Below are 12,324 nucleotides of genomic sequence, written 5' to 3'. Positions count from 1 at the left end.
GCCCGTCAGCTATTTTTTTACCAAGGAAGATATTTTTTCCACCAACTTGTTTTCTTCTTTTCTTCAGTTGTCTTTTCAAATTCCTCTTTGTCATCGACATGATCCATACAATATTCAGTTGGTTCTGTACCTTTTGCGAAATACATTTTAACTGAAATGGGACAATTTTTTGTAGCGATTTTTCCGTTTTCAGGGTTAATATCGACTGCAACGACGTCACTTGGTTGTTTAAACTCTTTTTGAGGTTGTCCATCTAAGCCTTTTTCCATCGTATCGGTCCATATTTTTTTCGCATATCCTTGTTCTGCTACGTTTGAAATCGATTTAGGTTGATCATATCCAACCCATACACCCGTTACGATTTGCGGGGTAAATCCAATCATCCAACTATCTGTTTCAGTAGAACCGGATTTTCCGGCATATGTTCTTGATAGTTTAGATAACATCGATTGACCAGTTACAGCAGCATAGCTGCTCAGTTTTTTATTAAACATGCCCGTCATCATTTCTTCCATTACAAACGCTTTGCTTTTATCGAGAACTTGTTTACTTTCCAAATGAGCATCGTATAGCATGTTTCCTTCCTGGTCCATAATGCGGCGAATAAACATTGGTTTTACTTCTTTTCCGCCGTTTGCGAACATGCTATAAGCGTTAACCATTTCAATTGGTTTTACAGGAGATGTACCGAGAGCGAGAGACGGAACATCTTTTAATGCGGTAGTAATACCGAATTGCTTCGCTGTTTTTGTAAGAATGTCTTCGCCTAAAAATAAATTGGTCTTCACGGCATATACGTTATCAGAGACCGCAAGAGCTTGCGCCATTGTTACAAAATCGTCTGCATAATAGTCTTTATAGTTTTTCGGTTTATACTTTGAAACACCGTCACCTAAAGTGAACACAGTGTATTCGCTTTTTAAGCGCGTAGCAGGGGTGAATCCTCGTTCTAATGCCGCATAATACAGGAATGGCTTAAACGTAGATCCAGGCTGTCGAGCGGCCTGTGTGGCCCTGTTAAATTGACTCGTATTATAATCAGTCCCGCCAACAAGGGCAGCTACTTCACCTGTTTTTGGATTCATAGAGACGAGCGCAGTTTGTATGTTTGTTGTGTCAGGTATGTGATCTTTTACAGCTTGCTCTGCAACAGATTGTAATTTAGGGTCTAGTGTTGTATAAATACGCAGGCCACCCTTTTGTAAGGCTTGTTCATCTAATCCGATATCACGAAGAAGAGAAGCTTGTACAGCATCTTGGAAATAAGGTGCAATCTCTGTCACTTTTTTTGTATCTAATGAGGCAAAAGTTAGTGGATCTTTTTTTGCTGACGTTGCTTGTTTCTTCGTAATGTAACCTTGTTCTACCATTTCGTCTAATATGAGAGATTGTCGTCCTTTCGCACGATCCTCTTTTAAAAAGGGAGAGTAGACACTAGGTCCTTTCGGGATACCTGCGAGCATACTAGCTTCCGCTAATGTTAATTCTTTTGCTGTTTTATCGAAATATAGACGAGACGCAGCTTCGATTCCGTAAGCACCATGCCCGTAATAAATTGTATTTAAATATCCTTCTAAAATATGATTTTTATTATAGTTCACTTCCAGGCGAATTGTGTACATCGCTTCTAATAGTTTACGTTTCCACGTTTTATCATGATCTAAGTATAGGTTACGAGCGTACTGTTGTGTAATCGTACTAGCACCTTGGACCTTTGCCATCGCTTTTAAATCGGCAACAATAGCACCAGCAATACGTTTCATATCAAAGCCATGATGTTTGTAAAATCGTTGATCTTCGATAGAAAGTGTCGCCTCTTTTACATAAGGAGAAATTTCATTGAGAGATACATTGTAACGTTTTTGCATTTCATTACTTTGTCCGATAACAGTGTCATCATTAGCGTAAAAGACACTTGTTTGTGGGACAGCAACAGGAGGAGGTCCCATAATTTTTGCAACTATAATAATAACAAAAAAGGAAAAAACGAAAAAAAGAACAGAAGAAAACATTACGGTGAAGAAAAGACGTTTATATTTTTTAAGTTTCGGATTCATAGTTTGATCCATCTTTTTCAGCCCCTCAATACTAATACAAACATTATTGTATTAGTATTGAGGGTTTTCGGTTATTTTAAACAATGAAATTTCGAAAACAAAAAGCTCCTTCAATTAAGAAAGGAGCTCAAAGGCACGTGCTGGCCAATCGGTAATAATGACATCTACGCCATAGTCAATCATAGTTTGTAAATCTTTGTATTCGTTAATCGTATAAGGGCGGAAAACGTACCCTTGATCTTGTGCAAATTGAATAAATTCCTTTGTTAGTAATTGAAAGTTTGGATGTAAACCAGTTGCTTCTCTATTTTTTGCTTCAGCGATAGGATCAGCAAGTGGTGTATCATATAAAATTGCTCTTGGGATTTCAGGAGCTATTTCTGCTAATAATGAAACAGAGTCGTGGTTAAATGATGAGAATATAATTTGATTAGATAGATGGTATTCACGAACGAGAGCAACAGCTTTTTCTTCAATAGTTGGATAGTGGATAACATCTGTTTTTAACTCAATATTGAGCTGTAAATTTGTCGTAGATAACCAAATGAATACTTCACGTAACGTTGGGATTTTTGCTTCATGGAAAGAAGGGTCTTTATGGCTACCAGCATCTAAAGTTTGTAATTCCGCTACCGTTTTTTCAGAAACAAGACCTATGCCATTTGTTGTGCGATCTACTGTTTCATCGTGAATCACGACAAGTTCACCATCTTTTGATAGGTGGACATCAAGCTCAATGCCGTGGGCACCAATGCGTTCTGCTTCTTGGAAGGCAATCATCGTATTTTCTGGATGTGTTCCTTTTACCCCGCGGTGGGCGAAAATAAGTGGTTTATTCATACGGAAATCTCCTTATCGTTTCTTTTCTTTCATTATGAAACTGCTTTTGGAAAAATACAATTGAATGGGATAAACATTTACAAAAGTCTAACAGTTGCACAAAAGTTAACGTTAACGTAAAATGTAATAATCAAGTGAAGGGAGGAATAAACATGTATAAAATTGATGAAGTCACAAAGCAAGTTGGTTTAACAAAACGTACACTTCGTTATTATGAGGAAATTGGTTTAATTCATCCCCCTGAACGTAGTGAGGGGAACATTCGCCTGTATACGGACGAGGACATCGCCAGAATTAAAAGGATTGTAGAAGCGAAAGAAGTATTAGGGATTACACTTCAAGAAATGCAACATTTTTTATCGTTAAAAGAAAGAATGGAGCAAAGAAGAAATAGTGAGAATCCTCGTGACCGCGAAGTGATTCAAGAAATTAAAGAGATGCTTGAAAAACAAGTGCAAACGCTAGACGAGAAAATGGATCAAATGCAGCGTGTAAAGGCGGAACTCGAAGATAGCCTACATCGTGCAGCGACATTTTTAGAGAGTACAAAAGGAGAATGATCAAAATGGAGAGCAAACAAAAATTAGGGAGATTGATTACAGTGGTGGCTACCTTCCTTGCCTTTTCGGGTATAGGGGTAGTCGACCCAATCTTACCAAGTATTGCTGAACAAATTGGTGCATCACATTGGCAAGTAGAGATGTTATTTACAGCATATATTTTAACAATGGCAATTATGATGTTACCAGCTGGAATATTCGCATCAAGATTTGGTGATAAACGAATGATGACGATCGGTCTTGCGATTGTAACTGTATTTGCGTTTATATGCGGTATATCGCAAACGATTGCCCAATTATCTATTTTCCGCGCGGGGTGGGGATTAGGAAATGCGATGTTCTTCGCAACGGCGATGACATTATTGATTGCATTAAGTAAAGAAGTTCATGAAGCAGTAGGACTATATGAAGCAGCTATCGGTTTAGGGATGGCAGGCGGACCGTTATTAGGCGGGATATTAGGTGGACATTCTTGGCGTTACCCATTTTTTGCGACGAGTATTTTAATTTTCTTAGCATTTATTTTAGTTTTCTTTTTTGTAAAAGAACCGGAGCGAAAAGTGAAACGTAAAGCGGCAGGCGTAGGGGAATTACTTAACCTAGTGAAATATAAACCGTTTATGCAAGGTGCGATTTCAGGAATGTTATACTACTACGGATTTTTCGTTGTGCTAGCATATTCACCACTTATTATGCATTTATCTGCTATTCAATTAGGCTTTGTATTTTGCGGATGGGGATTAGCGTTAGCTTACGGTTCTGCAATTTTGGCTCATAAGCTAGAAGGGAAATATGAACCGAAAGCATTGTTGAAAGGTAGTTTACTCGTATTTGCCCTTTTCTTAATCGCACTATTCTTCGTGAAAGTTATGTGGTTACAAATTGTATTAATTGTTCTATCGGGATTAGCATCTGGGTTAAATAATGCATTATTTACAAGTTATGTAATGGATATTTCACCTTATGAAAGATCTGTTACATCAGGTGTTTATAACTTCGTTCGTTGGTTAGGTGGCGCAATTGCTCCAATCTTATCAGGAATTATCGGCCACACTGTTTCACCGCAAAGTCCGTTTTTAGTCGGTGGAATTGTTGTGTTAGTCGGTTGTGTAATGATTTTAATTCCGGTTCGAAAGCCGGTAGAAGTAGAGACAAAAGCCCTTTCTTAAGAAAGGGTTTTCTTTCCTATTACAGGGCAATCCCTTTTCGTACATATGTTAGAACCCTCTGACTAAAATATATTTTCGGTATTTTTGTACTTTTAACTATACTTTTTGGATGTTTTGTTTTATTTTTGTTAGGGGACATTAATGATGTCCCTATTATAAATTTGCATTGAAAGGCGTGATTGTACGATGGAACTATGGTTCACTGAAAAACAAACAAAACATTTTGGGATTACGGCGCGTATTAACCGCACATTACATACGGAGCAAACAGAATTCCAAAAACTTGATATGGTTGAAACGGAAGAGTTCGGAAACATGCTTATTTTAGATGGCATGGTTATGACAACAGAAAAAGATGAGTTCGTTTATCATGAAATGGTAGCGCACGTACCTTTATTTACACACCCAAACCCTGAAAACGTATTAGTCGTAGGTGGTGGCGATGGCGGTGTTATTCGTGAAGTGTTAAAACACCCAAGCGTAAAGAAAGCAACTCTTGTTGAAATCGATGGAAAAGTAATTGAGTACTCTAAACAATACTTACCATCAATTGCGGGCGCACTAGATAATGAGCGTGTAGAAGTAAAAGTAGGAGACGGTTTCCTACACATTGCAGAAAGCGAAAATGAATATGACGTAATTATGGTAGATTCTACTGAGCCAGTAGGACCAGCAGTAAATCTATTTACAAAAGGCTTCTACGCTGGAATCTCTAAAGCGTTAAAAGAAGATGGTATTTTCGTTGCACAAACGGACAACCCTTGGTTCACACCAGAACTAATTACAACTGTGTTTAAAGACGTAAAGGAGATCTTCCCAATTACTCGTTTATACACAGCGAACATTCCAACTTACCCAAGTGGTCTTTGGACGTTCACAATTGGATCTAAAAAACATGATCCATTAGAAGTGAGTGAAGAGCGTTTCCACGAAATCGAAACGAAATACTACACAAAAGAATTACACAATGCAGCATTCGCATTACCGAAATTTGTTGGCGATTTAATCAAGTAAGAGCGTTAAATTGAAATAAATAAAGTGTAAGTGACTCATTTAAGGTGTTTGTCTAGAAGGCTTGAACATGCTAGTTACTTACACTGCTACAAATGAAGTAGTCTTCTTGTAAGAACAAGAAGGCACAGGTAAATCGAGAAAGAGGAGTTATAGGCTCCAAATTTGAGAAATAATGAAAGGTTGGGATACCTTAAGTTCCACATAAGGAGGAAAAGAGTATGCGTTTTGATGAAGCTTATTCAGGTAAAGTATTTATTAAAAGTCATCCAAGTTTTGAAGAGTCAGAGGCAGTTATTTACGGGATGCCAATGGATTGGACAGTAAGCTACCGTCCAGGTTCTCGTTTTGGCCCTGCACGTATTCGTGAAGTGTCAATCGGTCTTGAAGAATATAGCCCATATTTAGATCGTGAACTAGAAGAGGTAAAATATTTTGATGCGGGTGATATTCCATTACCATTTGGAAATCCACAGCGTAGCATAGACATGATTGAAGAGTATGTATCAAAACTTTTAGATGCCGATAAGTTTCCACTAGGTCTCGGCGGTGAGCACTTAGTGTCTTGGCCAATTTTTAAGGCAATGGCAAAAAAATATCCGGATTTAGCAATCATCCATATGGATGCCCATACTGATTTACGTGAATCGTATGAAGGGGAGCCTTTATCCCACTCTACACCTATTCGTAAAGTGTGCGATTTAATTGGTCCGGAAAACGTATATTCTTTCGGTATTCGTTCTGGAATGAAGGAAGAATTCGAATGGGCAAAAGAAGTAGGTATGAACTTATATAAATTTGACGTATTAGAACCGTTAAAAGAAGTATTACCGAAACTTGCAGGACGCCCAGTTTATGTCACAATCGACATTGACGTATTAGACCCAGCTCACGCTCCAGGAACAGGAACGTTAGAAGCTGGAGGTATCACATCTAAAGAATTATTAGATTCCATCGTGGCAATTGCAAATTCAAATATAAATGTAGTTGGAGCAGACTTAGTAGAAGTAGCTCCTGTCTACGACCATAGTGATCAAACACCAGTCGCAGCAAGCAAATTCGTGCGGGAAATGCTGCTCGGTTGGGTGAAATAAAAGTGAAGCCGACTGTTTAGACCCGGTGACTAAGGTTCTTTCCTGCAAAAGGTGCTTTTTACCTTTTGGCAGGGAAGGTTCTTAGACGCAAGGGTCTAAGAGGCGTAACTGGATAGAAATAAAAGCGGAGGCAGCTCGCTCAGAATCGCAGGTCATTGGAACGCTCGACCGAGAGTGTGAAATGGCCGGAGATTCTAGCTGCTGTAGCTAGATAAAATAAAAGCCTCCTATATGAATAGGGGGCTCTTATTTTGTCGTTATGTGTCGGTAAGTCGATATATTAAAAAAATCGCCGATATAATTCGAGTTACGGTCGATATATTAAAAAAATCGCTGATATAATTCGAGTTACGCCGATATATTTGAAAAATCGCTAATATAATTTCATTTACCGTCAGACGACAAGAAAAAGAGTTACTCTCAAACAATGAGAATAGCTCTTTTTCTTATGCGACTTTCTCTTCCGAAGTAATGCCGCGAATTTCATCAGCAGAACGAATTGGATATTTGCGGAATACGATTGATCCGATGTATCCAACAATAGTGGTAACGATTCCACATAATACAGCAGCAATTGTTACTTTTACAACGTCATTAAATCCGAATAAGACAAGAAGTCCTGGTATTGGTGATGCTGTTCCTGGCGCATTATTAACGAGCTGGAACAGAGATGTAATAATACCAGCAAGGGCACCGCCAACGAAGTTTGTCGCATAAATTGGAATTGGATTTGCTGAAACAACATCGGCTTGTGTTAAAGGCTCGATTGCTACAGCGATTGTGTCTTTCTTTGAACAAATTTTTAGTCGTTTAAAGAAAATAAAGTTCATTGGGGCTGAGGCTGCTACGGCAAGACTACCAATTGCCATTGGTAAACCTGTTAATCCTAGCATTGCAGTTAGTGCCATAGAACTTAATGGAGAGGTAGAAATAACTGTTATTAATCCACCAAGCATAATACCCATAATGATAGGACTTTCTGTAGTTGCAACTGAAATCATAGAACCGATTTTACCGAGCGTTGCGTTCACGAGCGGATCCATAAGCATGGCCATTCCGCGTGAGATTGGTGCGGCAATAAATAAAATTGCTAAAAATTCTACACCAGCCGGTAATTTCTTTTCGAGAAATTTCACGACGAAAGCGCAAACGTATCCAGCGAAAAATCCTGGTAAAATACCGAATCCGCTAGTAGCGATACCGATTAAAACAGCATATACGGGTGAAACACCGATTGCTAGTGCGACTAAAATTGCCGCTGCGACACCGCTCATACTACCAGAAGCTTCTCCTACTGATTGTAAAAAGTCATTATGAAACATCTCTCCACCGATATAACGGTGAAATGCTTCAATAAGAAAACTTGCGATTGCTGCATTAGCTAAAGCACCCATTGCTTTCATTCCGTAAGGAGCACGGTAACTAAAAAGTGTAAATAGACAAAGTACAACAAGTAATAGTGCTAAACCTTGCAAGATAGCCATTTGAAAACTGTCTCCTTTGATTTTTGTAATAAAAATTTGTATCATTCAATAATAATATAAAAGTTCATGAAACGGAAAAATTTTTTATTGGGAAATTGCTATAAGTTGAAAAACCCTTACAATAATGTAAGGAAAGTGTAAGACTTTTCAATAGAGTATAGTATGCCTTTTTCCGTATAATACAGGTATAGACATAAGATTAGTGAGAAAGAAGTGCAAACAGGAGGCGCATGTATGAAATTGGTAATTAAAGTTTTAGCTGTATTCGCCATTATTTTAGGTGGAACAGCGTACTATTTAAACACGAAAACAGAAGGTGTGCATGCTTTTGTAGACAACTTCTTTTCAAATAAAGAAATACAAGATTATTATGCGGTTATAAATAAAGGTGAGAAAAAAGACGGTGAATACTTGTATACATTTAAAGGGTATACAGAAGACGGAAAGTTACAAGTTGTGAAAAGAATGATGAACCGTGAATTGCATACGGGGGCGTTTATAAAAATTTATGCAAAAGGTATGCAAGGAAAAGGATGGGCTGAAATCCCAAAAGAATCAATTCCGCAAAAAGCGTTGGAAAAAATAGAAAAACCGTAAAAGGAGCGAATCGTTCGCTCCTTTTTTAGTGCGTTAAAATGGTGATAGCTGAATTCTCTTTATTAGAAAAGATTTTTGCACGTCCACCAATTGGGAAAGTGAAAATCGGGGTTGTATGCCCGAAACTTGCATTTGCAATGATAGGTATATGTGTAAGTTCAGGCTTTGAAGCAATCATTTCTTGAATGTCTTCTATCGTACATTCTGCACCTTTTTGCATCTTTCCTATAACGATGCCTTTTACATGTTCAAAGTCAGGTTGCTGCATAAGAGAATGTAAATAACGATCAAAAGTGTTAAGGGTAGCTTTTCCAGTTAAACTATCCTCCTCAAGAAATAATATTTTCCCCTGTAAGTTTGGCATATATGGTGTACCTTGTAGTAAATTCAATGTGCTCATATTACCACCGATAATCTCTCCAGTTGCTTCGCCTTCATGAATCGAAATATAACCTTCATTTGTAATGAATTCTCGATTTTCCTGATCTATATACCAAGAATCATCGCTCCACGTTTCAGATGGCAGGACTTCAATAGGCTTATTAGAAGTTAAGCATTGTAAAAAGTAATCAGTCGTATATTCGAGACCTTTCTCCATTCCAAATGAAGAGAAATGGGGTCCTGAATATGTAATAAGTCCTGTTTTTGTGTAAATTGCATTATTTAAAGCGGTAATATCAGAATAGCCACAGAAAAATTTCGAGTTTTCTCGAATTAAATCATAATCGAGATGTTTCAATAAACCATTAGAGTTGTATCCGCCAAGTGTTGTCAAAATGGCTTTTACATTAGGGTCTCTAAATGCTTCATGAAGATCTTGAACACGTGAAGAAATAGAAGAGGAAGCAAAGCGATCTATCTCATCAGCATATGTTGAGAATGTAACTTGAAAGCCCATGTCGGTTAATCTTTTTATAGCAAGCTTTCTGTTTTCAGTTGAGACAATACTTAAGCTACAAGATGGTGAAATAACTCTAATTTCATCACCCTTTTTTAATTTTGTCGGTAACACATAACTCACCTCTTCGAATGAAAGAATATTTAGATTTAAAAAACATTTTATCATATGAAATAAAGTGAAAGTGAATTATTTTTTGAAATGGAGTTTTCCTGATTTTTCAGCAGACAGACAGAGGTTTTTTTTGATATGATAGGAAAAGTGATTTATTATAAGTAGTATTTAATATCTATAACATTTGAAAGGTGTGCAAGACGTGGAGAAACAACTTGCAGGCTTGCCGGTACACGTTCATTTCGTAACAGAAATCCGTGAAGGGGCGAGGAAGGAAACCGTTGCTTTTGAAGCAAATGGTCAATACTATGTAAAAGGTCAAGGTACATATGTAACATTCCAAGAGCCGAACGAACAGGGCGAAGTGAAAACAATTATTAAAATTCAAGATGAACAAGTTCTCATTATGCGTTCAGGTGCTGTTTCAATGCGTCAAACGCATGTGAAAGGTGAATGGACAACTGGTACGTATACGAGTGAACTTGGTACGTTTGCATTGCAAACGAAAACTGATAACGTTCTTTTTAAATGGTCGGATGAAAAGAAAAAGGGACAACTCTTCTTAACGTACGCATTGCTTCTAAGTGAACAAGAAGCTGGCAGATATACAATTACACTTAATTTGAAGGAGGCAAAATAATGAATTCTTTAGAACAAGTAAAAGGATTGATTAAAGAAGAAATTCAAGCTGCTGTATTAAAGGCAGAATTAGCGACAGAAGAACAGATTCCAAACGTTGTATTAGAATCTCCAAAAGATAAAACAAATGGTGACTTCTCTACAAATATGGCAATGCAACTTGCACGCGTTGCGAAAAAAGCACCTCGTATGATTGCAGAAGAATTAGTTGCAAACTTCGATAAAGCAAAAGCTTCTATTGAAAAAATTGAAATCGCAGGACCTGGTTTCATTAACTTCTACATGGATAATAGCTACTTAACAGACTTAATCCCAACAATCGTTAACGCTGGCGAAGCTTACGGTGAAACGAATACTGGTAAAGGTGAAAAAGTACAAATTGAGTTCGTATCCGCGAACCCAACAGGTGACCTTCACTTAGGACATGCACGTGGTGCGGCAGTAGGTGACACTTTATGTAACGTATTAGCAAAAGCAGGATACGATGTATCTCGTGAGTACTACATTAATGACGCTGGTAACCAAATTCATAACTTAGCTCTTTCTGTTGAAGCTCGTTACATGCAAGCTTTAGGCCTAGAGAAAGAAATGCCAGAAGACGGATACCATGGTGCGGACATCATTGGAATCGGTAAGCGTTTAGCTGAAGAGTTTGGCGATCGTTATGCAAAAGCTGATGCTGAAGAAAGCTATGAGTTCTATCGTTCATACGGTTTAAAATATGAGTTAGCAAAACTTCAAAAAGACTTAGAAAGCTTCCGTGTTAAGTTTGATGTATGGTTCTCAGAAACATCATTATACAAAAACGGAAAAATCGATGCTGCACTTGCAGTATTAAAAGAGCGTGACGAGATCTTTGAAGAAGGCGGTGCAACTTGGTTCCGTTCTATGACTTACGGTGACGACAAAAACCGTGTATTAATTAAAAACGACGGTTCTTACACATACTTAACGCCAGATATCGCTTACCATCGTGATAAATTAGAGCGTGGTTTCGATAAGTTAATCAACATTTGGGGTGCTGACCACCACGGTTACATTCCTCGTATGAAAGCTGCTATTCAAGCGCTAGGTTACGATAAAGAAACACTTGAAGTAGAAATCATCCAAATGGTACAACTGTACCAAAATGGTGAAAAAATGAAGATGAGTAAGCGTACAGGTAAAGCAGTTACACTTCGTGAGCTTATGGAAGAAGTAGGCGTGGACGCAATGCGTTACTTCTTCGCAATGCGTAGCGGTGATTCTCATTTAGACTTCGATATGGACTTAGCTGTATCAAAATCTAATGAAAACCCAGTATACTATGCACAGTATGCTCATGCTCGCGTATGCAGTATCCTTCGTCAAGGTGAAGAGTTAGGACTAGCTGCAGGCGGAGACGTGAATTACAAGCTTGTTACTTCGGAGAAAGAAGTAGAGTTACTGAAAAAACTTGGTGAATTCCCAGCTGTAGTTGCGGATGCAGCACAAAAACGTCTGCCACACCGCATTACAAGCTATGCATTTGAATTAGCAGCAACATTACACAGCTTCTATAATGCAGAAAAAGTATTAAACCAAGATAACTTAGAATTAAGTAAAGCTCGCTATGAGTTAATGAAAGCAGTACGCACTACACTTCAAAATGCATTAGCAATCGTAGGAGTATCTGCACCAGAAAAAATGTAATTAAGAAAAGCTGAGCCGACTGTTTAGCCCCGAAGGCTCTTAGACAGAAGGGGCTAGGAGGCAGAGCTGGACAATAAAGAAAAGCGGAAGCGACTCGTTCAGAATAGGAAGGCGCGAAGCCACCGAGTATTCTAACCGATTTTTCGTTTTCAGTAAAAGGCAATCACACGATGTTGTGATTGCCTTTTTG

The 12,324-nt window shown here is 38.1% G+C and carries 11 protein-coding genes; 7 read left to right on the top strand and 4 right to left on the bottom strand.

The window, feature by feature from the left end:
* Positions 1-17: 17 nt before the first annotated feature.
* Both ABH961_RS21250 and ABH961_RS21245 read right to left on the bottom strand, forming a co-directional pair.
* Positions 18-2,069, bottom strand: coding sequence for a transglycosylase domain-containing protein (locus tag ABH961_RS21250; RefSeq protein WP_098827583.1), 2,052 nt, complete (start codon positions 2,067-2,069; stop codon positions 18-20).
* A gap of 102 nt (positions 2,070-2,171) precedes the next feature.
* A complete protein-coding gene (locus ABH961_RS21245) occupies positions 2,172-2,897 on the bottom strand; it encodes a glycerophosphodiester phosphodiesterase (protein WP_097890098.1) in 726 nt (241 codons plus the stop codon).
* Positions 2,898-3,049: 152 nt separating this feature from the next.
* Between ABH961_RS21245 and ABH961_RS21240 the strand changes: the two genes are divergently transcribed.
* The 4 genes from ABH961_RS21240 to speB all read left to right on the top strand — a co-directional run bounded on the left by ABH961_RS21240 (position 3,050) and on the right by speB (position 6,731).
* On the top strand, positions 3,050-3,457 hold the full coding sequence (locus tag ABH961_RS21240; RefSeq protein WP_088065047.1) for a MerR family transcriptional regulator: 408 nt from the start codon (positions 3,050-3,052) through the stop codon (positions 3,455-3,457).
* A gap of 5 nt (positions 3,458-3,462) precedes the next feature.
* The gene (locus ABH961_RS21235; protein ID WP_060487953.1) at positions 3,463-4,626 is read left to right on the top strand and encodes an MFS transporter; all 1,164 of its coding nucleotides are present in this window, start codon (positions 3,463-3,465) and stop codon (positions 4,624-4,626) included.
* Between the two features lie 186 nt (positions 4,627-4,812).
* Positions 4,813-5,640 carry a polyamine aminopropyltransferase gene (speE, locus tag ABH961_RS21230; RefSeq protein ID WP_000424696.1) on the top strand — a complete coding sequence of 276 codons (828 nt, stop codon included), beginning with the start codon at positions 4,813-4,815 and terminating at the stop codon, positions 5,638-5,640.
* Between the two features lie 218 nt (positions 5,641-5,858).
* The gene (gene speB, locus ABH961_RS21225) at positions 5,859-6,731 is read left to right on the top strand and encodes an agmatinase (protein ID WP_001209823.1); all 873 of its coding nucleotides are present in this window, start codon (positions 5,859-5,861) and stop codon (positions 6,729-6,731) included.
* A gap of 446 nt (positions 6,732-7,177) precedes the next feature.
* On the opposite strand, the gene ABH961_RS21220 is transcribed toward speB, so the two are convergent.
* Positions 7,178-8,215, bottom strand: a complete 1,038-nt coding sequence (locus tag ABH961_RS21220) for a PTS sugar transporter subunit IIC (RefSeq protein WP_000996323.1) — start codon at positions 8,213-8,215, stop codon at positions 7,178-7,180.
* A gap of 234 nt (positions 8,216-8,449) precedes the next feature.
* On the opposite strand from ABH961_RS21220, the gene ABH961_RS21215 reads away from it, so the two are divergent.
* Entirely contained in the window at positions 8,450-8,812 is a 363-nt protein-coding gene (locus ABH961_RS21215; RefSeq protein ID WP_000779928.1) for a YxeA family protein, read from the top strand.
* Between the two features lie 25 nt (positions 8,813-8,837).
* Here the strand turns inward: ABH961_RS21215 and ABH961_RS21210 are convergent, their stop codons facing one another.
* The gene (locus tag ABH961_RS21210; protein WP_098075909.1) at positions 8,838-9,824 is read right to left on the bottom strand and encodes a S66 family peptidase; all 987 of its coding nucleotides are present in this window, start codon (positions 9,822-9,824) and stop codon (positions 8,838-8,840) included.
* Positions 9,825-10,026: 202 nt separating this feature from the next.
* Here ABH961_RS21210 and ABH961_RS21205 point away from each other — a divergent pair, with 202 nt between their 5' ends.
* Entirely contained in the window at positions 10,027-10,464 is a 438-nt protein-coding gene (locus ABH961_RS21205; RefSeq protein ID WP_000414868.1) for a YwiB family protein, read from the top strand.
* Positions 10,464-12,134: an arginine--tRNA ligase gene (argS, locus tag ABH961_RS21200; RefSeq protein WP_098075911.1), complete on the top strand. Its 1,671-nt coding sequence runs from the start codon at positions 10,464-10,466 to the stop codon at positions 12,132-12,134. The genes ABH961_RS21205 and argS overlap by 1 nt, the downstream gene beginning before the upstream one ends.
* Positions 12,135-12,324 lie beyond the last annotated feature (190 nt).

The organism is Bacillus sp. RC251 (genome assembly GCF_044908765.1).
GTDB lineage: Bacteria > Bacillota > Bacilli > Bacillales > Bacillaceae_G > Bacillus_A > Bacillus_A wiedmannii.
Note: the sequence above shows the minus strand (reverse complement) of the source record. Positions and strands in the feature narration are given on the sequence as shown.